At 40.6% G+C, this 26,779-nt stretch carries 20 protein-coding genes and 1 tRNA gene; 7 read left to right on the forward strand and 14 right to left on the reverse strand.

Annotated features, from left to right (window positions below; all coding sequences use genetic code 11):
* Nucleotides 1-26: 26 nt before the first annotated feature.
* The 7 genes from AC59JO_RS04820 to AC59JO_RS04850 all read right to left on the reverse strand — a co-directional run bounded on the left by AC59JO_RS04820 (nt 27) and on the right by AC59JO_RS04850 (nt 12,556).
* Nucleotides 27-4,001, reverse strand: a complete 3,975-nt coding sequence (locus AC59JO_RS04820) for an nSTAND1 domain-containing NTPase (RefSeq protein ID WP_497303753.1) — start codon at nt 3,999-4,001, stop codon at nt 27-29.
* Complete coding sequence (locus tag AC59JO_RS04825; RefSeq protein WP_497303755.1) at nt 3,991-5,388, reverse strand: toll/interleukin-1 receptor domain-containing protein; 1,398 nt, start codon at nt 5,386-5,388, stop codon at nt 3,991-3,993. Before AC59JO_RS04825 ends, AC59JO_RS04820 begins: the two co-directional genes overlap by 11 nt.
* An 897-nt stretch (nt 5,389-6,285) precedes the next feature.
* Nucleotides 6,286-7,392, reverse strand: a complete 1,107-nt coding sequence (locus AC59JO_RS04830; protein ID WP_497303757.1) for an acyltransferase family protein — start codon at nt 7,390-7,392, stop codon at nt 6,286-6,288.
* Between the two features lie 105 nt (nt 7,393-7,497).
* A complete protein-coding gene (locus AC59JO_RS04835) occupies nt 7,498-9,963 on the reverse strand; it encodes a glutaminase family protein (RefSeq protein WP_497303759.1) in 2,466 nt (821 codons plus the stop codon).
* Between the two features lie 224 nt (nt 9,964-10,187).
* The gene (locus AC59JO_RS04840; RefSeq protein WP_091217519.1) at nt 10,188-10,757 is read right to left on the reverse strand and encodes a Crp/Fnr family transcriptional regulator; all 570 of its coding nucleotides are present in this window, start codon (nt 10,755-10,757) and stop codon (nt 10,188-10,190) included.
* Nucleotides 10,758-10,789: 32 nt separating this feature from the next.
* The gene (locus AC59JO_RS04845; protein WP_497303761.1) at nt 10,790-12,235 is read right to left on the reverse strand and encodes an MFS transporter; all 1,446 of its coding nucleotides are present in this window, start codon (nt 12,233-12,235) and stop codon (nt 10,790-10,792) included.
* 247 nt (nt 12,236-12,482) lie between these two features.
* Nucleotides 12,483-12,556 (reverse strand) — tRNA-Asn (locus AC59JO_RS04850).
* A gap of 317 nt (nt 12,557-12,873) precedes the next feature.
* Between AC59JO_RS04850 and AC59JO_RS04855 the strand changes: the two genes are divergently transcribed.
* On the forward strand, nt 12,874-13,788 hold the full coding sequence (locus AC59JO_RS04855) for a PfkB family carbohydrate kinase (protein ID WP_091217747.1): 915 nt from the start codon (nt 12,874-12,876) through the stop codon (nt 13,786-13,788).
* Between the two features lie 46 nt (nt 13,789-13,834).
* Here AC59JO_RS04855 and AC59JO_RS04860 read toward each other — a convergent pair whose 3' ends face one another.
* Genes AC59JO_RS04860 through AC59JO_RS04875 form a run of 4 tightly spaced genes read right to left on the reverse strand, consistent with a single transcriptional unit; the run spans nt 13,835 to nt 16,174 of the window.
* Complete coding sequence (locus tag AC59JO_RS04860; RefSeq protein WP_497303764.1) at nt 13,835-14,104, reverse strand: cytochrome b5 domain-containing protein; 270 nt, start codon at nt 14,102-14,104, stop codon at nt 13,835-13,837.
* Nucleotides 14,104-14,781, reverse strand: coding sequence for a lycopene cyclase domain-containing protein (locus AC59JO_RS04865; RefSeq protein WP_413669453.1), 678 nt, complete (start codon nt 14,779-14,781; stop codon nt 14,104-14,106). The genes AC59JO_RS04860 and AC59JO_RS04865 overlap by 1 nt, the downstream gene beginning before the upstream one ends.
* The gene (locus tag AC59JO_RS04870; RefSeq protein ID WP_497303766.1) at nt 14,778-15,323 is read right to left on the reverse strand and encodes a hypothetical protein; all 546 of its coding nucleotides are present in this window, start codon (nt 15,321-15,323) and stop codon (nt 14,778-14,780) included. The genes AC59JO_RS04865 and AC59JO_RS04870 overlap by 4 nt, the downstream gene beginning before the upstream one ends.
* On the reverse strand, nt 15,323-16,174 hold the full coding sequence (locus tag AC59JO_RS04875; protein WP_497303768.1) for a phytoene/squalene synthase family protein: 852 nt from the start codon (nt 16,172-16,174) through the stop codon (nt 15,323-15,325). The genes AC59JO_RS04870 and AC59JO_RS04875 overlap by 1 nt, the downstream gene beginning before the upstream one ends.
* An 82-nt stretch (nt 16,175-16,256) precedes the next feature.
* Here AC59JO_RS04875 and crtID point away from each other — a divergent pair, with 82 nt between their 5' ends.
* On the forward strand, nt 16,257-17,750 hold the full coding sequence (gene crtID, locus AC59JO_RS04880; protein ID WP_497303770.1) for a bifunctional phytoene desaturase/3,4-desaturase: 1,494 nt from the start codon (nt 16,257-16,259) through the stop codon (nt 17,748-17,750).
* A 201-nt stretch (nt 17,751-17,951) separates the two neighbouring features.
* On the opposite strand, the gene AC59JO_RS04885 is transcribed toward crtID, so the two are convergent.
* Together AC59JO_RS04885 and murB are read right to left on the reverse strand one after the other, a co-directional pair.
* Nucleotides 17,952-18,488, reverse strand: a complete 537-nt coding sequence (locus AC59JO_RS04885) for an RNA polymerase sigma factor (RefSeq protein WP_090528721.1) — start codon at nt 18,486-18,488, stop codon at nt 17,952-17,954.
* Between the two features lie 263 nt (nt 18,489-18,751).
* Complete coding sequence (gene murB / locus AC59JO_RS04890) at nt 18,752-19,789, reverse strand: UDP-N-acetylmuramate dehydrogenase (RefSeq protein WP_497303865.1); 1,038 nt, start codon at nt 19,787-19,789, stop codon at nt 18,752-18,754.
* A gap of 444 nt (nt 19,790-20,233) precedes the next feature.
* Here murB and AC59JO_RS04895 point away from each other — a divergent pair, with 444 nt between their 5' ends.
* From AC59JO_RS04895 to AC59JO_RS04915, 5 genes are all read left to right on the forward strand, one after another.
* Nucleotides 20,234-20,611: a BlaI/MecI/CopY family transcriptional regulator gene (locus AC59JO_RS04895; RefSeq protein WP_090528727.1), complete on the forward strand. Its 378-nt coding sequence runs from the start codon at nt 20,234-20,236 to the stop codon at nt 20,609-20,611.
* A 5-nt stretch (nt 20,612-20,616) separates the two neighbouring features.
* On the forward strand, nt 20,617-22,611 hold the full coding sequence (locus tag AC59JO_RS04900) for a M56 family metallopeptidase (protein ID WP_497303773.1): 1,995 nt from the start codon (nt 20,617-20,619) through the stop codon (nt 22,609-22,611).
* Nucleotides 22,612-22,779: 168 nt separating this feature from the next.
* Nucleotides 22,780-24,468 (forward strand): DNA repair protein RecN, encoded by a 1,689-nt coding sequence (gene recN, locus AC59JO_RS04905; RefSeq protein ID WP_497303775.1) that lies wholly within the window; start codon nt 22,780-22,782, stop codon nt 24,466-24,468.
* A gap of 33 nt (nt 24,469-24,501) precedes the next feature.
* Entirely contained in the window at nt 24,502-25,266 is a 765-nt protein-coding gene (locus tag AC59JO_RS04910; RefSeq protein ID WP_413669459.1) for an energy transducer TonB, read from the forward strand.
* A 34-nt stretch (nt 25,267-25,300) separates the two neighbouring features.
* Nucleotides 25,301-26,113, forward strand: coding sequence for an enoyl-ACP reductase FabI (locus tag AC59JO_RS04915; protein ID WP_091217560.1), 813 nt, complete (start codon nt 25,301-25,303; stop codon nt 26,111-26,113).
* 73 nt (nt 26,114-26,186) lie between these two features.
* On the opposite strand, the gene AC59JO_RS04920 is transcribed toward AC59JO_RS04915, so the two are convergent.
* The gene (locus AC59JO_RS04920) at nt 26,187-26,573 is read right to left on the reverse strand and encodes a hypothetical protein (RefSeq protein ID WP_121223957.1); all 387 of its coding nucleotides are present in this window, start codon (nt 26,571-26,573) and stop codon (nt 26,187-26,189) included.
* Nucleotides 26,574-26,779: the final 206 nt, after the last annotated feature.

The raw sequence follows: 26,779 nt of genomic DNA on the forward strand, positions 1-26,779 counted from the left end.
TTTTGCTTTGCTTTAATGATATGGCATTAGTAAACCGTTGTTTTAGCAATAGTGAGCTTCTTTTTAATCTTACTTATTTCGGGATCATCACTCTGAATTATCCCCTCTTTTTCAAGGCTTTCTATGTCTTTTTGCAAGGCATCATTAAAACTATCAAAAAATTGCGAGTTGCCATAGTGGGTATCATTAGGAAAATAGAGCTCTGATAAGCTTTTCGCATATTTATTAATAATTGCCTCCGCATCGTTATAACGTTTTAAAACTATCAAAGCAACAGCGAGGCTTTTTTGGGAAATTAGTTCCGAATTGAGATTTGAAAAAATTGTTTTTATTCTTTTCTCGTTAGAAGATTTGAGCGCTGTTTGCAATGCGCTTTCAAAATCCTTGCTAAGTATTTGATACCAAACAATCTCACTTGAAATTAAAGCTCTATTGCCATTATTTATTGCAGAGGTATCTATATTCAGCAGGTGTTGGCATTTTTGTAATCTTTGTATAAATTTTTTATAATCTCTGCCCCCCGCCTTATAATCAATAGCATTAACTCTTAACGTTATAATGCTATTATTCTCTACGTAATTTCTGAAACCAATGCTACTTAAATTTTTCATTTGTTCATTAAGCCGGGTAATTGTATCCAACCGACTTCTTTTAGAAGCGTTAGATCGTGTTGTATCGCTTAATAATCTAAAATAACTCCATACAGTTCGCTCGATGTCATCCACGTCCTCGGATTTCTTTACATCATCTAATGTAATAAGTCCTGTTGTCAGTCCGTCATACAAAGACAAATAGGGTTTACTGGAAGAATTAAATGCCTGCGTAGCGTTTTCGTAACCAGGGCTTAACTGCCAAACTTTCAAGCCTAAAGTTGAAATTGTGATAATACTATTGTTAATGAAAACTGCAGAATAAAAACCGTCGACACTAAGTTTGCGCCCTTTGAGATAGCTACCGCTGAAGGCGTATCTGATGGTGTTTTTCCTGTCACTCAAATCATATAATATGCCGCCCCATGAACCATATAAAAAAACGAAATGCCCATCGGGAGATATTATAATTTTCGATGGTATATCTCCTCCAAATGTTGAAGGTAAAGAAATTGGGTTTGGTGGTGTTTGGTTACTATCCACCGTATTAAAAAATTTAATTTTATATCCTCTTGTTAGCACAGCTGCTAGTCCACGCTTAGATATATCAACATCTAAAATACCGTTATCCGGGCCATTGCCCTTTGCTTGAATAAGCAGTTCCGGCTTCCTGTCCTTGGCAAACTTTAGTAGGCCTAAAGAACCATCCTTCCACCCCAATATTACACGGTTACGGTATAAATCCGATTTCATAACCGTTATTTGTCCCAGCGGCATGCTGGCTTCTATCGGCATGATATTTAAACCATCAACCGTACATTTATACAAACTATATCTTGCTGTATCATACAGCATTTTTTTTGAACTTTCCGTTGCATTTTTGGCACTGCCCGATCTTGCAAATATGATCTGCCTCTCACCTGGTAAAAAGCAAGCTAAAGAAAATCGACCTTTAAATGGCGCGTCCACACTTTTAGTTTTTGCCGGAACCAGGCCTCGCTTATAAATTTTTTGCGACGAAAAAAAATAAAACATCTGCTGTTCCTTGTCATAATAATTATCTTTTATAGCTAAAGGTTCAAAATCAGTAGTATAAGCTCGGCGCACATCAGCAGCCAATGCGTTGTAATCTAAATATTGAATGGTGTCAACGGCTTCTAATTTTTTGCCTGCAAACCTATAGCGATAACTCGTTCGGGCATCGGATAAAACCATCGTTAATGAATCTAAAAGATAAATGCTTCCAGGGTATGAATATGAATATCTGCCAATTGAAAACTGCTGTTGATAGAATCGGTAATTTTTTAAAATATTTTGGGATATATTCTTAACTACCTCATTTGAATCTATTTTTAAAGCCATAACAGACCGTGCGAGGGCCAGATTTGTAGTTATGCTGCCTGAGTCGGCCAGGGCACTCACAGCTATATTTAATGATTTAATTATTCGCGCTGTATCTGCCCTTTCCTTTTCATTTAGGTCGTACAGATAATAGGGCTTCAGCAGTTTTATTGCCTTCTTCTGCAAATCCAACGATAGGCCGTTATAAAACTTCGAAAACGTTATTCTAAAAGAAGCTGATGCATCCTCCGCAGCCCGTTTTTGGTCCCGCACCTGTATGATAGCTATCAACAAAATCAACCCAATAATACCTCCGGCCACTGAAATTATTCGCCGGGTAAAAGTACGGCGCCTTTCTGCCGCCTCTTTTTTAACCGATTGTTCAGCTTTATCCTCTTCTGCCGTTAAATAGTCTATATTCTTCTTGTAAAGCTCCAGTTTTAACTGCCTTATTTCTGTATCCGACTTTTGCTTATCCTCTTCATCAATTTTCTGATATCGCAATGCCCAATATGCATTGTGCTTTTCCTCATCTCTCCATCTTATAAGACCGTTCAACAGAAAACGCGATAAATCTTCACTATTCTTACGTCGTTCATCCAGGCGATTATAACGGTCGGCATTTTCGGCTTCTTGTTTTGCCCAGTCTTTTAACCGCAACCAGTTGCGCATTAAACTTTCGTGAACAATATCCAACATTATGAACCTGTGCAGATCCGTATCTGGTGGCGGCATAATAAACGATGTTCCCACTGCCCTAAATTCATTAATCACATCGTTAATTTGGCTGGTATCGCTTGTTATTACCTTAGCAATGTTATAAATATTAACAAGTTCGGTTGGCCGCCTACCTCCCTTTTCTTCAGACGAGGCATCAGTTAATGCCTGAAATATTATTTTTGCGATCTCCTGCTTTTCGGATAACCCATCTTTATTTTTAGGGGCGTCCTTGCCAATTTCCGTAAATACTTCTTCTGCATGCCATTCTATTGCTTCCTTAATGCCACCAATTTTCTCATAGTCGTAATTAGTTATCCTTTTATTTTCAGGATGATTGGCAACAGCATATTTAAAAGTGCGCATAAGGGCATGCTGCAATATGGGTAATTGGTCCTGGTTATCCTTTGCGCTGCCATTCTCTATTTCATTAACCAGCATTTCTGTTAATGACTGATCAATCTCCCAGCCGCTTCTTGTTATAGGACCGTTTATTACCTTCCTAACCTGGTCGCGTTCCAACTGCGGAACAAGATATTGGCTCTTATTTATGTCTTCGGGTAAGCCTCTAAATTTCACGCACTCACCTAAAAACTCCGACCGCATGGTGGTTACCAGGTATATATTGGGATTTAAGCCGGATGAAGCTTGCCTCAGTAATTTGACAAAATGCTGCTCTATGTCGCGCTTACTGATGTTTTTGCTCTTTAATTCCTTTCTGTCAAATCTGAATAATTCCTCAAACTGATCGATGATGATCAGCAATTTTTGCTTTTCATGAAGTAATTGGTCAAATACCTCCAAAATACCGAAAGTAGATTTCTGAAGCAGTACTTCCAGCTTATCAGACTTTTCAAGTATTTCCCGCTTGTAGCGCTCATTTAAATTTTCACCTTCAGGATACTCGGGAAAATCAATGTTTGCAAATGCAACAGATAGGTTTTTTATAGGATCCCGTCCGGGTCTGCATATAACAATTTTCCAATCGCTGCCTGTATTGCTAATTCGCCCGCCAAATAAAGCCGGGATGAGGCCGGCACGAACCAGCGATGATTTACCGGAGCCTGAACTTCCTAAAACGGCCAAAAAATTATTGGTATCCAGCCTTTTTAGCAACTCTTTCACCTGGTTATCTCTTCCATAAAACAGTTCGTGCTCGGTGGTTTTAAATGGACGCATACCCGGAAAAGGGCATTCAGCAATTGCCTCAGGAGATAACTGTATAAGTTTTGATCCTTCATACTGCACTCTCCAGTAAAACTCATCAACTTCAAATGGAGGCTCATTTTGATAAAGGTCGTTGTCGGCGTCAACCGATGAGGTTTGAGATGAAACTTTTATTTCAGATGCCATGACAGTTTGATGAGTTTTTAAGGTTAGTGATAAACTGATCTACATATTGCCTTATCAGGCCTTCCTCCTGCATTACTAAAAAAGCCTTATTGTTTACGTCCCGTTCCAACTTATCTATCTTATCCGGATTATCTATATAAACCGCCCTTGAACATCGACTAAACATTTTCTGAATCTGATCTTGCCAATGGCAGTACCAGTTAATGGTTGAATTACCATAAAATATAATTACACCTTCAGATATGTTTAGATAATTTTCAATAACATCGTTAGTATAGTTAGGCGGAGCAAAGTCGCTAAGTATCTCACCTCTTCCTTCCAGTTCCCGCTTTAGTTTTATTCTGATTGGCGACCCATGATCTTTTTCAAAATCATACATCATAAAAACACTTAATTTCGGCAGGAATATTTTCTTTTTGTTATCAATTATTTCCTGGCGCTTAATTTCGTTCACTTTAATATTGTCCGTCAAATCGCTTGGTAAGCCTTTGATAATGGTACATGCCTTCATTTCTGCAGGTAGCTTATCTTCCAGATCCGGCGAACTGAGCCAGATCAATGAAGATTTAAACTCCGAATTTTGAGTGTTTTTAAATGCAAAATCGAACATGCCCCGCTCCGCGCCATCATTTATTTCATTTTGTGATGTAAAAATGTGTACAGTATAAAGGGAGTTGGCCATCTCCTCTTCAAATTTGGCTTCATCAGAGGGCTGAATAAGCGTGAATTCCCAACTCTGATATTTTTTTTCCCGTTCTATTTGGCTAGCCAATGCATCGGCCAACATAAGCGCAATATGTGATTTTACCGGCGCCAGCAGTATCTTCTTTTGATAATTCTCCTGCTCCCTTATCGTAATTGCCTGCTCCTTTTGCTCAAGCCCTTGCCCCGATACTTCATGATCTTCCCCAACAATGCCAAAATTATTTATTCGTACCTCGCCTATCAGTGCAGTTATTTTGCGTTGAAATTCGGTATAGTACCTGTCAAGCTCGTGCGTAAGATCACTAAAAAAGGTGCCTTTTGGAAAGCCCTGGAATACCATTACCTCATCAAGTTCGTCGAGGATACAATGCCTTACAAAAACAGGTACTAAATAACATTTGCCAGCCCGGTGTCGGTCAAGAGCCTGCTTCAATTCTATTTCCTGAATATATCTTGATGAAAGAAAGTCAATACTGATTAGGAACAATACGATGTCTGCTTCATTAAGGCGAGCCTTTATAGTTTGATCCCAGCTTTTAGCCAAGCCAAGTTCACCATCGTCCCAAATGGTGATATTTTCATGTTGGGCGTACCTTAACCATTTCTTTATGTCCAGCAAATAATTTTTATCCTGAGACGCATAAGAAATGAATATTTTAACAGCATTTTTCATTTGTGCCATGATATTAAGGTTATAGGTGAATAAATTTTACGATATAAAACCGTATTAATTCTGAAAATATCTATAAGGTCTGATTCAACTTTTTGGCAAACTCTGATGATGCATTAAATCCAAGTCCATAAAAGCCCGGACCGGGTCACGCTTTTATCAGAATAATCGTCTCGGAAAATTTGTGATAAGACTTTCCAATTGATAACGCTTAGGTTATAAAGCTACAAAACGCCATATTTAATAACAAGGGATTTATAAAATAAATATCGAAAAAATACTACATAAAACATTGATAATCTTTAATATAACTAATTAACCAACAGGAAATAACAAGAAAAAAGACGATATATATTTTCCAGGCAGATAATATTTATTCTTTCGTTAAAAATTTAAACCAACGGATATCCTAACTGACATACACACTGAAGATCAATCGTTTACTATAAGTCTGTTCGATGCTATACCAATGCCTTGATATAGCACCAAAAGTTCACCCTGGACAACCTATAACATTAAGCCGGCAACACGAATGAACTTCTTAATTATATGGAAGAGTTAACAGGTAACAATGATTACTGAAATGAGGCTGTATCATAAATCAAATTGCCCCCTGGTGTTTTGTTACCTATGAATTGAAATTTAGCCGATAATATTTATACAAAATGGGGGTTACATGTTTTTCAACAAAAACACAATCAATTAACTGATTATAAAATATATAAGTAAATATTAGCCTTAAATTGTGTTAACCCTGTTAACCCCCTTTTTTAGTAGAGTTAATCCAACCAAAACCATATATCGTTTAAGTAGCTGAAAAGAAAAGAGGCTGATCATGGTGATTTATGATACAGCCTCGTTTATCAGGTATACTAAGCCCGCCCCCAGTCCGCTTTTTAGTCAAGCTTTTTAGTCAAGCTTTTTCCGCAGCCATTTACGAACCGGCTCATCATACCATTTCAAAGTGATATACGCCAGGATAACTGCCCCTATCAAAATAGCTAAGGCATAAGGCCAGGCCTGTACAATAGTTACACCTTTATGATTGCTGATCCATGCCACATAAAAATAAACCAGCGGATAATGAACCAGGTAAAGTGGATAGGATATATCACCCAGGAATTTGCATATCCTGTTTTCTTTTTGAGTTTGTATCGCGCCGCTGGCGCCAAGGTAAACGATAAGCGGGAAAACAATAATAATGCAAACTGATTCATAAATCCCGTTCATCCAAAGATGGTTGGCGCCACCGATGCGCGGCATGTACAGTACGATAGCCACTAACAAACTACACCACAAAAATGCTTTTTTAATGCGGGTAGGTTTTACCACACGTGAAAGCAGCAGGCCGGCAAAGAAAGGATATATAGTGCGGGTAATACCTACACGCAGCTGCTCCAAATTCAACGTCCAGCCGCCGCTGACATCCCCATTGGTGATTGCCAGGTGAGCGAGTGCTACAGCCGCAATGCATACTAATACTGTCAATGTAGTTTTTGAAAACTTTCTGATCCAAACCGCATAAAGAATGTTGGCGATATACTCAAAAAATAACGACCAACCTACACTATTCATAGGGTGCATCTCTTCCCAGCCACGTATATCAAGCGATAAAGGCACCGGCAGGATGGTATAACCAATCAGCATTACCAGCAGCATTTTCCACACAGGTACAGTATGGATAAGCGGCCATATAGTAGAGTCGGTAAAATAGAATCCGATAGCGCCCAGGGTCATCCCCAAAACCACCATGGGTTGAAGGCGCTCTATCCTGCGCTTAAAAAAACTGCCAACTGTCATTTTATCCCAGCGATCGTCATAAGCGTAGCCTATAACAAAACCTGATAACAGGAAAAAGAAATCGACAGCCAGGTAGCCGTGATTAACGATGATATCCAGGTGACCAGTCCCCAGCGGTTCGGTTAGGTGAAAGGTAACTACGATAATGGCTGCAACTCCGCGTAAACCATCCAATATCGGGTAATGTGGTTTAGTACTTAAGTTGTTATTATTCATTTTACAGGATAAAAGAATAGGGCGCTGATATTATAAGAGCCACATACAGTCCTGTCAATCTTAACAGAAAAGCCGTATGTGACTCTTAAATATTTACCCGGGAAATTACTTTGCGTTCAGTTTATCAGCCAGCATTTTCATATAAAAGCCACCTACTACACTCCTTGCTTTAAAGTTTTCCCTGATACCTGTATTTGAATCATAAAAATCATTGAGCGGCACACGTGACGGGGTTTCCAAAGCGTGGATATAAAGCGGCTTGATCAATGCTTCGAACTGATCCTTTTGAGGAGCAAAAGTTGCTGTCCAGGCTATCCAATCGTTCTTGGTATATGCTTTACGGCTATCCAGCGGAATACCGAACTTATTTATTTTAGTAAGGTAATACCGGGTTTCGGTATCATACACTTTCTGAGGGAATAAATGCAGCCCCAGCACCTTGTCCCAAACCAGGTTATATTTCTGGCTCCAGGTATCTTTGCTATCGAAAGTGAGCGCATAGTGATCGCCTGCATCAGCCATCTTTATCCACTCAGGTACCATGCCTTCGGCTATGGCGCGATATTTTTTAGCAGTTTCCGTTTCACCTAATGTTTCGGCCATTTGTGCATAACAAGCTATTGCAACAATGGCTTTTACCGATAAGTTGGCGTTACGTGCCAAATGTCCGGCAAAATCATCTGTACATAACTGGGTTTTCGGATCCAAACCTTCTTTGGCAAGGTAATCAACCCAGGTAGTTAACGTTTGCCAGTGTTTTTTTGCATAACCGGCATTGCCTTCCGCTTTGGCAATAGCAGCACAAAGGATGATCATGTTACCAGATTCCTCTACCGGCATCGGCTCGCCGTAAGTCTGCCCGTTGGCCTTTGGATAAGTGCCCAGATCGTGCGCAGCCCATGGGTGCGGATATTTGCCTGTTTCACTGAAATGAAATATCCCGTTTAACATGCCCTGTACCAGTTCCGGGTTATAGATAAGGTATAACGGGGCAGATGGGTAAGTGACATCAACGGTATTAATAAAGCCGCCGCTATTATTTTCTTTGGATAGCCATAAGGTTTCACCTGCAGGGCTTTTTACCAGCGCATGCGCAGCAATGCTTTGACGATAGGCCAATACGCACAAATGGGCATATTCTTTTCCTCCCGAGCGTAGGGCGTCCGCATAAACCTCTTTATCAAAGGTATTACATTTTTGCATAACAGCCTGGTATTCATTCAAGGCATCGGTCAATTCGCCTTCAATGGTAGCTTTGCCCGAGTTATTCCACCATGGCCTCAAATCGGTATTGAAATACTGTACCGAAACCCCTTCGTCATAACCTAACTCAACAAAACGCTCAACAGCGGTTTTGCCAACAGTTCCGAAAGGAACAATGGTATTTAATGAAAGTGAACGGCCTTTAGTTTCAGTTGATAAAACAGATCCCTTCCTGAATGCGTCGGCGGCTTCGCTGCCTTTGGTAATAAATTGAACCGCTCCTGCAGTTTTTGGCGTAGCTGCATAAAAATATCCCCAGTCTATACGCATATCATCGCCTCCCTTTTGAAGAACAGGCTGCTCAACAGTGCCGGTTTTCAAGACTGAAAGCCTGGCAGTAACATATTTTTGTGCACTAACTGCCTGGGTAGGCTGATAGACTGCGATATCAGATGACGCACCGAGAAAAATCTTTACAGCGTGATTTTTTCCGTCGTTTGCATTCACTTTATAATTGATATACGAAACCGGACGGGATAATAAATTCAGGTCATTCAACAACAGTGGTGAAGTAAATGTTAGCTGAAGATCCACTTTTCCGGCGGCGAAATTGTAAACGGTTTGCGTTGCCTTAACTTCTACATTTTTTTGTTCGGCCAGTGATATTTGAGCGGCATTGTCTTTCAATTTATCAACAAGGCCAAAATCTAAAAAGCGGCCCCCCGCCGAATTAGCGAGATGGATGGCAATCACGTTCTGCCCTGCTTTAAGTGCGCTTTTATTGACCGGATAATATTGAAAACTACTTGTCCAGCCTTTCTTTTCGTAAACCCTGGTGCCATTCAGAAACACCTCAACATTATCGTCATGGTTCAGTTTCAGAAAAAGTTCATTAATGGCAGAGACCGAGTTAAGATTAAAAGTCCGCCTTACCCAAATATCGTCCGATTTCCATAGCGTTTTTATGCTCTTCTCATCGTCGCCAATCGGTGCCTGTCCCGACTTCCAGCCGGTAGTACCATATTTTAACGAGGTCCAGTCGCCCTCTGGCTTATTTTCTGTATAACTAACGTTATAAGCCGCTTCATCAGAAGCGTTTAATATTGTTTTATAATTGGTTTGCTCTTTTCCCAGGAAACGATAAATCTTCCCATCCACATTAATCAGCCCCAATAGTGAGTGTTCGGCCCCTGTCCAATGTGTTGTGGTAGCGTTGTTCAGCTGATCGGTGTTTGACCAGATGCTAAAGTAGGTGTTGTGAGTGATCAGCGGATAAGCAGGTGCTTTTCTTTCCTGTGCCTGCATAGTACCGGCCGAACATGCACAGGCCAGTACGACCAATGACTTAAGTCGGTTAGATTGGTTCATGGATAGTATATAATTGATATTTTATTCAAATCGTAAAAGTAGGTAAAAGCATTGCCCGGATATCTTCATATTGTATCAAAGTGGGCGCATATTGTCTCATTTTCGCATGTTTCACTCAAAACCCGGGGGAGTTTACCGGGTTACAGCAAAAAGCTATGTGCATCAATTGGCAAGATAATAAGCTTTGAGATTAACGGTTTCCCATTCATTTATAGTAAGGCATTCTATAATTTTGACTTCAGCCTGCTTAAACCTTCTTGTGTAATATTCAAATAATTAGCCACCAATCTGTTGGGTAAACGTTTTATAATTTCAGGGTTTTCTTTAAGCAGTAGTAAATAGCGCTCGGTAGCATCATTGGTAATAAAACTCATTAACCGGTTGGTATTTATCACGTAGGCGTATTCCAGTTGATGGCGATAGAACTTTTCCCATGCGGGCAATGTTTCTACCAGGTGGTAAAAATCCTTCCTGTCCATATAAAGCAGCTCTGAATCCATTACAGCTTCAATATATTCATTCGAAGGGTTTTCGGTAATAAACGACACCATCGAAGATGATGCATCATTTTCAAATATGATCCTCCGGGTAACTTCTGTGCCAACGTCCTTTATAAAATAAATCCGCAAGCAACCCTTCACAACAAAATACATCCTGTTTGACAAACCACCTTCGTGTAATAAAATTTCTTTCTTTTTAACCGTACGCGATTTAAAATATGAAAGGATCAACTGCAAATCTTCATCACTCATTTTAACCTTTTTCAGGATGTATTTGGCCAATGCTTCTTTCATAAATATGCAATAGAGTTTATTACCTGATAAAATTATGCGTTTTGCTTAAAGAATTTGGGGTAAATTAACAACGCGGCAAACAACGCAATAAATGCGTTTATCAAAAATACTTTATCAAAGCCATATGTTATTGACTGTGGCGAACCGCCCATTTTTGAGGTACCCGACACGCCCGACAAAACAGCGAATATAACCCCAATAACTGTTGTGCCGGTTATTTGCCCTAAAATCCGCGATAACGACAGAAAACCACTGAGCAGCCCGCGCTGGTCTGGCCGCGCTACTTCCATAACAACGGTGTTGTTAGGCGTTTTAAAAAAGTTTAACCCCAACGCAATTATTCCTATCCGCCAAAGGTAACCTGCAATATTTTGAGCCGGGGTAATTGTACTCATGCAAAAGCATCCAATTGCTATAGTAAGTACAGCATAAAACATCACATTTTTTGCACCATACTTATCTGCAATTTTACCTGCATAAATACTTAGCGCAACAGTTAATAAAGGCCCGAAAGACATAATTAATCCAACCTGTACCAGGCTGTAATTGGCTGCTTTTGAAAGATAGAACGGCGGCAATATTACTGTAGTAATAATTACTGTGTAAACAAGTACCGTACCAAGCAGATTTTTACTGATAAGCCTGTTTCTAAAAATAGCGACATTTATTAACGGATGGGTTATCCTTTTCTCCAATTCAATAAATGAAAATAAACCAACAACAGTAATTGCTAATAATATTAAAACCAAAGGATTACTAAAACCGCTTTTTTCAATCATTGTCATACCAATACAATAACACGATAAGGTTACTGCCAATAAAACTATTCCAACCCAATCAATAGATATCGATTTTTTAATGGCAGGGCTCAATATATACTTGTAGCCCAATCCGTAAGCTACTACTCCAAACGGAACATTTACCAAAAACATAGACTGCCACCCAAAAGTTGAAAGCAATATGCCGCCGATGGTTGGTCCGCTTGCAATGCCCAGTGCGGTTATCGTTGATAAAATACCCATTATTTTACCCAGCTGCTTTTGGGGCGTAAGCTCGGTTGCGATAGCCATGCTTAAGGCCAATATTAAAGCTGCCCCCAAACCTTGTAAACCACGAAATACGATAAATAATGTTGCACTGTTGGATATTCCACAAAGCAGAGATGCCATTGTAAATATTACAATACCCGCCAGGTACAATTTCTTTTTACCTACAATATCGCCAAGCCGGCCTGTAGCGGTAATTAAAGCGGTAAGCACAAGCAGGTAGGCCAGCACAAACCACTGCGCTGCAGCAAAAGTTGTTTTTAGCGTTTTGATCATGGTTGGCAATCCTACGCTCACAATACTTGTGTCGAGGTTCATCATAAACAAGCTAATGGAAATACCGGCAATAGCAATGTTCAGGTTGGCTATATTGTGGGTAGGCTTTTCTTCAATATCGATGTTATGTAAGGTTTCTAATGTTTCTGTTTTCATGCTACAAAATTGAAAAGCAGAAAATGAATAAACATTGATGTGTGTTAAAAAATGGAGGAAGATGGAAGTTATTTTAAATCCTGCTGATTTGCTGATTTACGAGATGAAAAGAACAAGAATCTGTGTCATGATTGACCGGCGTTGGCACATATATTTCTCCTAACTTTTGGGGCCGGTCCTCCGGAATCACACTTTTGAGCAAAATATTATGGCATAAAAAAAGCCTCACAGACATGTGAGGCTTTTGCTCCTGAGGCTGGGCTCGAACCAGCGACCCTCTGATTAACAGTCAGATGCTCTAACCGGCTGAGCTACTCAGGAATCTAATCCGGTTTGGAGTGGGGCAAAGGTAAAAACTCGTCGGATATTTCACAATTTTTATTCAAAAAAATTTCAAATATTTTTTACCTGCTTTTTTACCTGCTGATTTCCTGCTATTTATCATTCCATCACATACTACAAGTTCTTCAACAACTGGTAAATTTCCCTGCAGATCTTGTTTTTTCCACTATTAAGCTCACAAAATCTGCCTGCATAATGTTTTAACCGATGAAAATCGGCATTACAAATGGGCACCGATGAATGATTATCCCTTAATTTTCACAATATTTGCGGCGAAAAAATATAAATATCTTTACATGAGTTTGTTAGTTATTGGCACTGTGGCGTTTGATGCCATTGAAACCCCTTTTGGTAAAACCGATAAAATAGTAGGCGGCTCTGCAACTTTTGCAAGCTTGGGTGCTTCTTACTTTTATGATAAAATAAAAATTGTTGCTGTTGTTGGCGATGATTTCCCTCAGCACGAAATTGAGGACCTGCAAAATCACAACGTTAATACCGAAGGCCTGCAGATAAAACAGGGTGAAAAGTCATTTTTCTGGAGCGGCCGTTACCATAATGACATGAACAGCCGCGATACCCTGGTTACCGAGCTTAATGTACTTGAAGCTTTTGATCCAATCATCCCCGACAGCTACCAGGATTGTGAATACCTGATGCTGGGTAACCTATCGCCACAGGTACAGCAAACGGTCATCAATCGCCTTAAAAACCGCCCAAAGCTTATTGTAATGGACACCATGAATTTTTGGATGGACATCGCCCTTGATGAATTACTAAAAACCATACAAATGGTTGATGTTTTAACCATCAATGATGCCGAAGCACGTCAGCTATCGGGTGAATTTTCACTGGTTAAGGCTGCCCGTAAAATATTAACCATGGGCCCAAAATACCTTATCATAAAAAAAGGTGAACATGGCGCATTGTTGTTCCATGAAAATCAGATCTTTAGCGCCCCTGCCCTTCCGTTGGCCGAAGTATTTGACCCTACGGGCGCCGGCGATACTTTTGCAGGTGGCTTTATTGGCTATATGGCCAAAGTGGGTACCGTTAACTTCAACAACATGAAAAACGCCATCATCTTTGGTTCGGCACTGGCCTCTTTCTGCGTTGAAAAATTTGGCTCAGAAAGATTAAGAAACCTGAGCGAAGAAGAAATTGCTGCTCGTATCCAGGAGTTTGTTGGTCTTGCTAAATTTGAATTGTAACACCCCTCCTAAATCCTCCCCCAAGGGGAGGACTTTAAAAAACATATTAACTCTTTCCTCCCTCTCCTTTGGAGAGGGCTGGGGTGAGCTGACCGACCTTTTTAAACTTCTCAAATACCGTTTCAGTATGCGGGGCATCGGCAAGTTCATCTGTCAGGTCCTGGCCCGCCCAGTGCTCATAATGTTTACCGTTACGCCATAAACGGCTTTCAGTAACGTCATAAATATCGCCTTTATAAGCCACCCAGATCTGGGGTTTATCCTGACCATTACGCAAGGCCAGCTGCGATTTAGTATATACTGGCAGCTCAATCATCAACTTAACTTTCGTTGTTTAAAGTACTCAAAGAAACCAATATTCATGAGCAATAAAGCCATCAGGTAAAAATGATCCTCAAATGGGATAGTACCAACGCGTTTCCCGATATTCTCGGCATTGTTATACAACACAATGGGTATGGAGGTTAATATGCCATTTACAATATAAAACGGCAAAAGGGCCACAAAATAGGCCAGGTAATACCGGTTAAGCCAATCGGCTTTAAAAACGTACTGGATCAGTAAAACCAATACCAGCAATAATCCAAAAGTAACCGTGGTGTAAAGCCGGTCGTGATAAAATATCAGCATTAAAATAGCCAGTAATATCATCAGGCTGCTTATAATACTTGTAAGCCTGTATGGCATCAGCCATTTTACATAATAATTAAGGCAGGCATAAATGAATATGCAGGAAAAAGGCACTGTTAAAAAGAACAGAATTTCCTCTAAAGGCAAACCGAAAAACTTAATACCGATAATGTATGCCGAATTGAATGACCATACCCCCTTAATGGTAAAAAGCACGTCCCAAAACAAAAAAAACAAACCGGTTATGGCCATGCCCGGCCATATAAACTTCCAGCTTTTGTAAAAAGCTACCCTTTTATCAAACGAAAGCATCACCGGAAAAAAAACCGTGAGCAAATTGATCAATAAATAGGCGTGTCTCACGTAAGTTCGGTTAAATGTTTATTAAGGATTTGGTTTTGGGCGGGTGTACATCTTTTTGAATGGATCAGGAATTTGATGATCGCTATGGTCAATTCCTTATCAGCAGAGCCGTAATTCTTTTTATCCAGCTGCGCTATGATGTCTTCACTATCGGCTGCCAAATCTTTATTAAAGCCTAAAATAGAAGGCACGTTATGTTCGATAGAAAAGCGCATGAACCGGATCTCGATATTATGCGGATCGGCCATTACTGCCTGTTTAAATACCTTCTCTGATCTGTTAAGATACTTTATTTTAGAATAGGGGTTCCAGGCATGTTTAGCTTTTAAGGCCAGTAACGCACCCACAAAGCCGTTCACAATGCCACTTTTTTCTTTAATATGATCAAGGCTGTTATACAATGAGTCGGTTAGCTGGCTTTTATCAATGGCAATAACCATTTGTTTACGTAACACTTTAAGATTAAGCTCTTCGGCTTTAACTGATTGCACAACGAATACCAGCGCCCAAATATTGGCTATAAAAAATATCTTTCTGAACATTAAATAACATTTAATTTTTGCTGCAGCACAGCTTTGACATATAAACTCATTTTGCGCGCATCCGATACCCTGATGCGTTTTTGCAATATGACGCTGGCTGGCGTATAACTTATTTTCTTAAACAACTGCAGGTAGTAAATATAAGCAATATAAACTCCAAGCCGGGTGCCTACCGGTAAACGCTTAATACCTTCCAGTGCCTGGTCGAAGTCGTGTTTAATTTCGGCTTCAATGGCCAATTTATCCTCTTCGGTAAAATTATTGAAATCAATCCCCGGAAAATAGGTACGACCGCGTTCGGTATAATCGGCCTTAACATCGCGCAAAAAATTCACTTTCTGAAAGGCTGCACCCAGGCTCCTTGCATTGGGAATAAGCGACTGATACAAAGCATCATCACTGGTAAATATCCTTAAACACATCAATCCGATAACTTCTGCCGAACCGTAGATGTATGTTTGATAGGTATCCTTATCATATGCCTTATTATCCAGATCCATCGCCATCGACCTCAGGAAAGCCCTGATCAATTCATGATCGATATGATACTGATTTACAATCTGCTGAAACGAATGAATAACCGGGTTAGTGCTTATCCCCTCTTTAATAGCACGAAAAGTTTCATCGCTAAACCTTTCAATCAACTGCTGCTGATCATAATTGTGAAAAGTATCCACAATTTCATCGGCATAACGCACAAAACCATAAATGGCATAAATTGGGTACCGGAACCTTTTATCGAAGGTTTTAATACCGAGACTGAATGAAGTGCTGTATTTTTTGGTTATCAGTTTACTGCATTCAAAACATGCTTCATCGTATAGGTTCATCATTGGCCTTTGCGTGGTCATTTGTTCAAAAGTACAAATTCAAAGCCGGATTGTTTTTTAATGAGCCTAAAACAATTTGCTTACCTTGGGCTTCACATTAAACATGAACAGCAGCAAGCATATTATTGTTATAGGTTCGGGCTTTGCAGGTTTATCGGCAGCCTGTGTTTTGGCTAAAGAAGGATATAAAGTTACCATACTGGAGAAAAACGATCAGCCCGGCGGCCGCGCCCGGGTTTGGGAGCAGGACGGCTTCCGGTTTGATATGGGGCCAAGCTGGTATTGGATGCCCGATGTGTTTGAAAACTTCTTCGCACTGTTCGGTAAAAAAACTGCCGATTATTATCAACTTAAAAGACTTGATCCCGGCTATCGCATTTATTACAGCCAAAACGAAATATTGGATGTACCTGCAAACATGGTCGAACTCGAAGCCCTGTTTGAACAAACAGAACCGGGCAGCAGCAAAGCATTAAAAGCGTTTTTAGCCCAGGCGGAGTATAAATATAAAGTTGGCATGGGCGAATATGTTTTCCGCCCCTCCCACTCCATCACTGAGTTTATTGATTTAAATCTCATCAAAAAAAGCTTCAGTATTCAACTGCTTACCAGCATGAGCAGTCATGTACGTAAGTATTTTAAAAACCCCAAACTGGTTAAGTTGCTTGAGTTCCCGGTATTGTTTTTAGGTGCTACCCCACAAAATACCCCGGCCATGTACAGTATGATGAATTACGCCGATCTTTCGCTGGGAACCTGGTACCCCATGGGCGGCATGAATGAGATTGTAAAAGCGATGGTAAACCTGGCTACCGAACTCGGGGTTGAAATTAAATTGGATACTGAGGTTATAAAGATCAACGTAAAAGATAAACAGGTTGATACTATACAAACCAATAAAGGCCTATTTACTGCCGATATGGTAATTGCCGGGGCCGACTATGAACATGTTGACCAGCATTTAATTGATGCGCCTAATCGTAATTACACAAGCAAATATTGGGATAGCCGGACCATGTCGCCATCGAGCCTGCTGTTTTATATCGGCACTAATAAAAAAGTGCCGGGCATACAGCATCATAATTTATTTTTTGATGAGGATTTTGAGCTGCATGCCAAAGAAATTTACACTTCACCGCAATGGCCAACCGATCCATTATTTTACGTATGCTGTGCTTCAAAAACAGACAGTACCGTAGCTCCCGAGGGAGGAGAAAATCTGTTTTTCCTGATGCCAATAGCTCCGGGATTAAATGATGATGACGCCATCCGTGAAAAATATTTTAACCTGATGGTGGACAGGTTTGCCCACATTACCGGCCAGGACATCCACAATTCGATAGTGGTGAAACGCAGCTATGCATTAAATGATTTCAAGGCAGACTATCACTCATTTAAAGGCAACGCCTACGGTTTAGCAAACACACTTGCCCAAACCGCATTTTTTAAACCCGCCATGCGGGCCAAACATATCAGCAACCTGCTGTATACCGGCCAGCTTACAGTGCCGGGGCCAGGTGTGCCGCCGGCTATTATATCCGGGCAGGTAGTGGCTGCGGAGGCGATGAAGAAATTGCCGATTAAGTGCAACTCTTGATAAACACTAAAAAACATGTCATTGCGAGCGTAGCGCGGCAATCGCATGGAAGTATAGCCGCTCTGTATAGCATGCGATTGCCGCGTCGCGCCATGCTCATTCCCGTTTGGCTCCTCGCAATGACATTTTTGTTTATAACAAAAAACCCGCCTCATGGGGCGGGTTTCCTATTATATGTATATGATGGAGTTTAATTGAACATTAATTCTCGGCATAAACGGGTTTGGCGATTCCGTTATCGTATGCTTTAAGGTTTTTCTTCAGCAGCTTGCGTGCTACGTGAATGCGGGTTTTTACAGTACCGATCGGGATATCCAGGTGATCGGCAATTTCATGGTATTTATGACCTTCAAAATACATGGTGAAGGGTACATAATAATCTTCGGGCAGCCTGTCTAAAGCTTTTTTAATATCATCCATTACAAATTTAGCTTCGCCCTGGTTTTTGGTTGAACTGAATACCAGGTTTGGTGATGAAATTTCATCACTTTTAGTAACGAAGGTGCTCATTTTAACAAAACGGCGATAGTTGTTGATGAATGTGTTTTTCATGATGGTATATAACCATCCTTTTAAATTGGTGCCTTCCTTAAACTTGTTGTAATAAGTTATGGCCTTCAACATTGTATCCTGGACAAGGTCGTTAGCATCGTCTGCGTCGTGCGTGAAGTGTAAAGCGTATGATCTTAAAGAAGTCGCCTGACGTAGTACAAGGGTGTTAAACTCAATCTTTGTCATTTTGTTAAAGTTTTGTGTTAACAATTAGACAAGCATGATGCCACTAACCTAAAGTGTGTAGTAAAAACTCCACATTTAAATATCGACATGAAAGTTCAGTCAATGTGTACTTTTTACACCTTAATTACAATTACATTACTGTAAAACAGGTATTTAAGTTAGATAAAAACAGAAAAACAGGCTCTAAAACAGCCTCTTTGTAACAGGAATATTATCCAGAACAAATTTTATTTAAAACAAAAATTCACTTTAAATAAAGTTATTTAACTAATAATATTAACCTCACGTTGTAGTGTAACGCCAAATTTAGTGTACACACTGTCTATGATTTGCGACGAAAAGTTATACACTTCCTGCCCGGTAGCGCCCCCATGGTTCACCAATACAAGGGCCTGATTCTTCCATGTTCCTGTGTGGCCAACAGTTTTTCCCTTCCATCCGCATTGTTCAATGAGCCATCCGGCAGCCAGTTTTACACCACCATCGGCAGCAGGATAGTTGACCACATCCGGAAATTTAGCCTGAACCACAGCAAATTCTTCAGCACTGATCACCGGGTTTTTGAAGAAGCTGCCGGCATTACCAATGGTTGAAGGATCGGGCAGTTTAGATACCCGGATGTGTGCTACCACCTGCGATACATCTTTTATAGTAGGGTTTGAAATCCCTCTGTTTTGTAGTTCCTGTTCGATAGCACCGTACCTCGTATTGATGCTGGGTACCAGCGAAAGATGAAATTTTACAGATGCTATAATATATAGTCCTTTCAACTCTGCTTTGAACACGCTTTCGCGGTAACCGAATTTACAATCCTCTTTGTTGAACTCCCTGAAAGTACCGGTGGCTATTTCAAAAGCGCGACAGCTATGAAAAACATCTTTCAGTTCCACACCGTAGGCACCTATATTTTGAATCGGCGATGCCCCCACAGAACCCGGAATGAGGCTCAGGTTTTCGATACCCGCATAACCGTGGTCAACACAATAGTTTACCAGGCCGTTCCATACTTCACCGCCCCCAACTTCCACATAAACATCATTATGACTGATGCGGTGCTCAATACCCCGGATATTCATACGGATCACCAGCCCGTCAAAATCATCAACCATTAACATATTGCTGCCGCCGCCAAGTATCAATCGCTCCGTTTGCTGCCATTGCGGGTCAGCAAACAGCTCTGTTAGTTCGGTTTCATGAGCTATTTCTACAAAGTAGCGGGCGCGGGTATCAATACCGAAAGTGTTAAAATTTTTGAGGGATACGTTTTCCTGTATTTGCAGCATGGTTTTTTTATGTCGAATTTCGGATGTTCGATTTCGGAATTTTGATTTCCAAAGCTCTTCAGCGCAAAAGTAATTAAAAGATGATGATTGTTTTGATTTGGGATTTTGTCTGAACCTGGATTTGGGGCGATTTTTGGGATGGGCAGGATTTTCTTTTGTCTGAACCTGAATTTTTAGAATTAAGAAATGAGCAGAATTTTAGAACGATAAGCAAATTCCATAAATTCTTTAATTCTAAAAATTCAGGTTCAGACAACATCATACAGGAAAAATCCAATAAAATCTCAAAAATCCCCCAAATCCAGGTTCAGAAAAATAGCAACCACTCACCTAATCAACCCAATCAACCACTCACACACCCACCCCAACCGTTAAAATTTGTTAAAAAAATAACAAACCCCTTGCAAATACGAAAATCATCGTAGATATTTGTACGAAGAAATTCGTAATAAAGAGAGACAGATGGAAATTAAACCAACAGAAAGCGAACTTGAAATTTTACAGGTGATCTGGAAAAAGGGCCGGTGCACTGTACGTGAAGTTCACGAGGAGCTTGCTAAAAACAAGGATGCCGGTTACACCACTACCTTAAAACTCATGCAAATTATGCATGATAAGGGAATGGTTGAGCGCGACACCACTTCAAAAACCCATGTTTACAAAGCTTTATTCACAATGGAGCAGGCGCAAAGCAACGCTCTGGATAAAATCTTGTCTACTGTATTTAAAGGCTCCACTTCCGATTTGGTGATCCAGGCGCTTGGCCAGCACCGCGCATCAAAAGACGAGATTGACGCTATTAAAAATTTTTTGAATCAATTTGATCAGGACAAAAAATAAACGTGATGGAAAATTTATTCTATAATATAAGCCAGGTGTTGGGCGTAACTATTCTGCAATCGTTATGGCAGGGTTTGTTAGTATGGTTTGCCTTAAGGTTAGTGTTTATTTGCAGGCCGCAATTATCGGCCATAAAAAAGCACAATTGGGCCATGGGCGCCATGCTTGCCATAAGCGCCTGGTTTATATACACGTTTATCCATCAGTTCAGGCTGCACGAGTGGATCAATTATACATCTGCCAATGCGCCATCTCTATTACCACGTTTCTACCTGCCGCTGCATGAAGTAGCAGCCAAACCGCGAAGCAACTATTACGAATACGTTATAAAAGGCTATCTGCCTTATATATCGGCCCTTTACTTTGTTGGTTTGGTATTTAACCTGCTTAAAGTAAGCTTAAGCTGGCAAAGGATCAGCCTGATAAAACGTACCATGGTACCTGCCGACAGGCTGCAGGACTTTGCCGATGAGCTTTGCCAAAAGCTGGGTATTACTAAAAATGTGTGGGTAAACTTTAGCCGTATGGTTGATGCCCCCTGTATGATTGGTTTTTTAAGCCCTATCATTTTGTTGCCGATAACCCTTACTACATACTTATCGGCTACCGAGGTTGAAGCCATTTTACTGCACGAGCTATCACACATTAAACGCAACGATTACCTGCTGAACCTGATGCAGCAATTTATTTCCATACTGTTATTCTTTAATCCCTTTGCCCAATTAATTAACCGCATTATTAACCAGGAGCGCGAAAACAGCTGTGATGATCTGGTTGTGGCAACAACACAACAACCGTTAATCTATGCGCATGCCCTCCTTAAACTGGAGCAAACCAGGCAACAGCATTTACAGCTGGCCCTGGCTGCTAACGGCAAAAAATATCATTTATTAAACAGAATTGAACGCATCATGAAAACCAAGAAACCTATAGGCAATATCCGCCACCTGCTTGTGGCCATTGCTATAATGACTGCCGGCGTTAGCAGCATTGCCTGGCTAAACCCCACCTTAAAGGATGGCAAACTAACTGTTAAAAAGGTTAGTGCCCCTGCTGCCTTACATGCCATATTTGTAGAAGACACTACCCACAAGGTTAAAACAAAAAAAGCAGTAGCTTATAAAAAGAAAACAACAGCCGAAATAGTTAAGGCTAAACAACGTCATGATTCTTTTAATTACGACGGCTTTAATGATCCCGAACTTGAAAAATTAAGTGCCGAAGTAAGCAAACAAGGCGAATTAATTGGTAAGTACTACGCCAGCGACGATTTTAAAAAGCAACAGGATATGCTTGAAGCAAAAAGCAAAGCATTGCAGGCTTATTACAACAGCGATGGCATGGAAAAAATGAAGCTCGAAATGGAAAAGATGGGCGAAGATTTCCAAAAGGAATATGGCGAAACATCTGAAAGCAAAAAAACAAGCGAACAGATGGGCGAAATTGGCCGCAAAATCGGCGCTTACTACAACAGTCCCGACTTTAAAAAGATGAATGAAGAGCTGGAAAAAAAGTATGGCATTCCGCATAACCGTGGCTACAATAGCTATAATGACGACAGAGATCCTAATTACAAAAAATACCAGTACGAACTGCAAAGCAAGATCCCTGCTGATGTTAAAAAGCAAACAGAACTGTTGAAAACGTTGGGCCAAAAGATCCGCAGCCGTTATGATTCGCCGGAGTTTATTGCCAAAAGGGAGCGCATGCAGGCCATGGGCGATAGCATGAGGTTAGCTTACGATAATCCTGATATGAAAAAGCTACAGGAGGATATGAAAAATATCGGCAAGCAAATGCGTAGCTTTCAGGACAGCCCTGAAATTAAAGCTGCCCAGCAGCGCCTCAAAGAAGCCAGCAAAAAATTACAGGATTATATGAAAAGTCCGGCCTTTAAGCAAAAAATGAAACTGTACCGCGATAAAATGGATAAAGACTTTGATTACAAGTTTGACATCGACGACAAAGAAGACGTAAAAGCCGACACAGCTACTAATTGATGTTAAGTCAGAAGCCCTAAGTCCTGCTTCGACTTTGAACTTTGGACTTAAGACTTTCGACTCATCTCAACAAAGACTAAATAAATTAGCAAACAGTATTAAAAAATATTTTTTAAAGAGCCTTAATTTGTAATTTAGTGTCCTCAATAAAATGAGGACACTTTTTTTATGCTTCAAAAGCTAACCATTAATAACTATGCGCTTATCGACAACCTGGAGATAGGTTTTGATAGCAATCTGAACATATTAACCGGCGAAACCGGTGCAGGTAAATCTATTATATTGGGTGCCTTATCACTCATTTTAGGGCAGCGGGCCGAAAGCAAATATTTTTTCAACCAACAAAAGAAATGCGTTATTGAAGGTACGTTCAAGATCAGTGGCTTTCATTTAGCCGATTTTTTTGAAGATAACGACCTGGATTACGAAACGGAAACCGTGCTTCGCCGCGAAATTTCTGCCGATGGCAAATCCCGTGCTTTTGTGAACGATACCCCGGTTAACCTTACCGCCTTGAAACAATTGGGTGAAAAACTGATCGATATCCATTCGCAGCATGCTACGCTGGAGATCAACGATCCGGAGTTTCAGTTATTGGTGGTTGATTCGGTTGCCCGTCATTCGGATTTGCTGTTTGATTATCAAACCAAATTCAAGGCATATAAAAAGTCATTAAGCAAACTTAACCAGCTCATCGCCGAAAATGACAAAGCCAAAGCTGATCTGGATTATTTCCAGTTTCAATTTGATGAGCTTGAAAAAGGCGTCCTTGTGACCGATGAACAGGAGTTACTTGAGCAGGAATTAAATACCCTTAACAACGCAGAAGAAATAAAACGCGCCCTGCTAAACGCCAACTACCTTTTACAGGATGGCGAAGCCGCTGCGCTACTCCAGTTAAAGGAAGCGGGGCAGGCTTTAGGCTCGATAGAAAAATATAACCCGGCCCTCGCCGAACTTCACCAGCGCATCAGCATCACTATTATTGAGCTTAAAGATGTCGCCGCCGAAATAGATGCTATTGAACAGCATACATTTGTTGATGAAGCCCGCGCCGAAGAGGTGAACAATCGCCTCAGCATGATCTATAATCTGCAAAAAAAGCACCGGGTAAGTACCATTGCCGAGCTATTGCAGATCCAGGAAGAATTATCAGAAAAAATACAGCAAGCTCTTTTTGGTGACGAAGCCATCGAAAAACTGCAAAAACAAATAGCTGCCGATAAAGCCAATTTGGAAAAACTGGCGGCAGAATTATCAGCCAATCGGCAAAAAGCTATCCCGGATATTGAAAAACAGGTACTGGCTACGCTGGCCGAAATGGGTATGAGTAACTCGAGTTTGAAAATTGAGCAAACGCCCCCCCCGCCCCCTAAAGGGGGTGCTGATAGTCCTAAAGCCATGCTTACGGCTTCGGGGACTGATAATATCCGTTTTTTGTTTTCGGCCAACAAAGGGCATGCTTTGGCAGAGATGAGCAAGGTAGCTTCGGGTGGTGAGCTTTCGAGGTTGATGCTGAGCATCAAATCCATTGTAGCGCAATACACTGCTTTACCTACCATTATTTTTGATGAGATTGACACCGGTGTATCCGGCGAAGTAGCTAACAAGGTTGGGCAGATCATGGAACGCTTAGCACAAAACCTGCAGGTAATCACAATCACCCACCTGCCGCAAATTGCCAGCAAAGGCCAAAGCCATTATTTTGTTTATAAAGATGATAGCGAGGCTGCTACATTTACCCGTATCAAGCAATTGAGCAATGACGAACGCGTATTGGAAATTGCCAAAATGCTAAGCGGAGACAAGCCAGGCGAAAGTGCTTTGCAGAATGCACGGGAATTGCTGAGTATATAATCTCACTCAATTAAACATATAACCTAAACCGCAATGAGATTATTTTTATGTGCGATGATGCTTTTGGCTTCGTTTAAGTTATTGGCCCAGAAAAGTAAACCTGATACAGTTATTAAACGGGATACCATTAATATTCGGGGATACATTTATGACAGAATGGGTAGGCCCATTAAACACATCGGTTTAGAATCAACCAACCCCTGGATGGAAGCCCCTTCATGGCACGTTGGCGCCACCACTGATAGTAGCGGCTATTTCGAATTAAAAGGGGCTAAGTTTAATGATACGCTAACTTTTGAAAAAAGTGTATTGTACAATACCGTACCTGTTTATAATAAAGGTAGCAGGTATATGATCATCTACCTTGCCTCGCTGCCTCCTATAGATATAACGGACAAAAAACCTATTGCCGTTACCGCTGTACGTAAGCACCGGAAAATAACGCCATCATTTGATGTGATTTATAGCACTGCTAATATTGATAAATTTAGTTTTCAAGCGCCTCCCAAATTTGAAGGCGGAAACGAGCATTTTATTGAACTGATAAAACAGCAGTTGCATTATCCCCAAAAAGCCATTGATAACAACATTGAGGGATTGATAACGGTTGGTTTTCAGGTTGAACGTGATGGCTTTCCGGTTAATTTTAAAATACTGAAAGGCATAGGTTACGGCTGCGAAGAAGCTCTGATCAACATCATAAAATCCCTCTCCTGCTGGCGACCGGCTATTGAAAACGGCCGACCGGTTGTGGCAGCGCAAACTGTTTCGGTTGAATTTATACTAACTGATAAATAATTATAACTTTGCCCTAATTATAAAAACTTAACAAATGGCTTATAATTTATTAAAAGGCAAAAAAGGCATCATATTCGGTGCACTAAATGAGCAATCAATAGCCTGGAAAGTGGCACAACGCGCTGTACAGGAAGGTGCTGAAATTGTATTATCAAATGCCCCTATTGCTTTACGCATGGGCGAACTCAATAAACTGGCCGAAGAATGCAATGCGCCGGTTATTGGTGCCGATGTTACCAATGGCGATGATATCAACAATCTGTTCACTAAAACGCTTGAACACTTTGGCGGTAAGGTTGATTTCATCCTGCACTCGATAGGTATGAGCGTTAACGTACGCAAAAACATTCCATACTACGAAAACAACTACGAATTTACCCACAAAGGGTTTGATATATCTGCATTAAGCCTTCACCGCATTTTGCAAGCGGCTATGAAACATGATGCTATTAACGAATGGGGGTCGGTACTGGCTTTAAGCTACATCGCTGCCCAACGTTACTTCCCTGGCTACAATGATATGGCCGATAACAAAGCGGTATTGGAAAGCATAGCCCGTAACTTTGGTTACGAGTATGGTATGGCTAAAAAAGTACGTGTTAATACCATTTCTCAGTCGCCCACCCGCACTACTGCAGGTTCAGGTGTTAAAGGCTTTGACGGCTTTATCGAATTTGCCGAAAAAATGAGTCCGCTTGGTAATGCTGATGCCGATCAGTGTGCTGATTACTGTGTAACTATGTTTAGCGATTTAACCAAAATGGTTACTATGCAAAACCTGTATCACGATGGTGGCTTCTCGTTCACCGGCGTAACACAGGCTGTCATTGATCAGATGGCTAAGTAATACCATATTGCTACTAAATAAAAAAGGAGCTTTTGCAAATGCAAAAGCTCCTTTTTTTGTTAGTACGATTAAATTACGGTACTAATACAATTTTAAGTTTTAATGGGCCGGGAATACCGTTTCCTGTAGGCACGCTTCCATCAGCGTTTTGCGCATCAATATACAGCGTACCTTTGGTATATACAAACCTATAGCTTATACCACCATAAACATCCGGCAATTGTTCATAAGTACCATTATCTTCCAGGTATACTAATACAGCACCATGATTATTATAATAATCGGTGATTTCAGGCACCGCTAAGGTAGTGGTATAACCGTTGATACTATTGTCAAGTACAAAATTTGGAGTGGTGTCAAAAATGGTAGTAGCGCTTGGACTGGTGGTTACATACTCCTTTTTACACGATGTTGCGGCAAGTACAATAGTGCAGCAAATTAAAGTCAAGATTTTTTTCATAAAGTATTGCGTTAGTTATTATAACTGTATGAACAAATTTTTGTTCAAAGGTTTAAACGTTTTTTAAATTATTTTATTTCGGACCATACTTTCTGAAGATTTTTCATGCCGCCATATTGCTTAACTAATATTTCATGTCCCCTCAAGGTCTCTCGCAGAAGGACCCTGAGGAACGACGAATCTGCATACCGTAGACATCAGGGTCC

The organism is Mucilaginibacter sp. A5337, from assembly GCF_059690695.1.

Bases quoted from the DNA above. Each gene is read 5' to 3' on its own strand.
- AC59JO_RS04820 (WP_497303753.1), bottom strand. From the start codon at position 4,001: ATGGCATCTGAAATAAAAGTTTCATCTCAAACCTCATCGGTTGACGCC.
- AC59JO_RS04825 (WP_497303755.1), bottom strand. From the start codon at position 5,388: ATGGCACAAATGAAAAATGCTGTTAAAATATTCATTTCTTATGCGTCT.
- AC59JO_RS04830 (WP_497303757.1), bottom strand. From the start codon at position 7,392: ATGAATAATAACAACTTAAGTACTAAACCACATTACCCGATATTGGAT.
- AC59JO_RS04835 (WP_497303759.1), bottom strand. From the start codon at position 9,963: ATGAACCAATCTAACCGACTTAAGTCATTGGTCGTACTGGCCTGTGCA.
- AC59JO_RS04840 (WP_091217519.1), bottom strand. From the start codon at position 10,757: ATGAAAGAAGCATTGGCCAAATACATCCTGAAAAAGGTTAAAATGAGT.
- AC59JO_RS04845 (WP_497303761.1), bottom strand. From the start codon at position 12,235: ATGAAAACAGAAACATTAGAAACCTTACATAACATCGATATTGAAGAA.
- AC59JO_RS04855 (WP_091217747.1), top strand. From the start codon at position 12,874: ATGAGTTTGTTAGTTATTGGCACTGTGGCGTTTGATGCCATTGAAACC.
- AC59JO_RS04860 (WP_497303764.1), bottom strand. From the start codon at position 14,104: ATGATTGAGCTGCCAGTATATACTAAATCGCAGCTGGCCTTGCGTAAT.
- AC59JO_RS04870 (WP_497303766.1), bottom strand. From the start codon at position 15,323: ATGTTCAGAAAGATATTTTTTATAGCCAATATTTGGGCGCTGGTATTC.
- AC59JO_RS04875 (WP_497303768.1), bottom strand. From the start codon at position 16,174: ATGACCACGCAAAGGCCAATGATGAACCTATACGATGAAGCATGTTTT.
- crtID (WP_497303770.1), top strand. From the start codon at position 16,257: ATGAACAGCAGCAAGCATATTATTGTTATAGGTTCGGGCTTTGCAGGT.
- AC59JO_RS04885 (WP_090528721.1), bottom strand. From the start codon at position 18,488: ATGACAAAGATTGAGTTTAACACCCTTGTACTACGTCAGGCGACTTCT.
- AC59JO_RS04895 (WP_090528727.1), top strand. From the start codon at position 20,234: ATGGAAATTAAACCAACAGAAAGCGAACTTGAAATTTTACAGGTGATC.
- AC59JO_RS04900 (WP_497303773.1), top strand. From the start codon at position 20,617: ATGGAAAATTTATTCTATAATATAAGCCAGGTGTTGGGCGTAACTATT.
- recN (WP_497303775.1), top strand. From the start codon at position 22,780: ATGCTTCAAAAGCTAACCATTAATAACTATGCGCTTATCGACAACCTG.
- AC59JO_RS04910 (WP_413669459.1), top strand. From the start codon at position 24,502: ATGAGATTATTTTTATGTGCGATGATGCTTTTGGCTTCGTTTAAGTTA.
- AC59JO_RS04915 (WP_091217560.1), top strand. From the start codon at position 25,301: ATGGCTTATAATTTATTAAAAGGCAAAAAAGGCATCATATTCGGTGCA.
- AC59JO_RS04920 (WP_121223957.1), bottom strand. From the start codon at position 26,573: ATGAAAAAAATCTTGACTTTAATTTGCTGCACTATTGTACTTGCCGCA.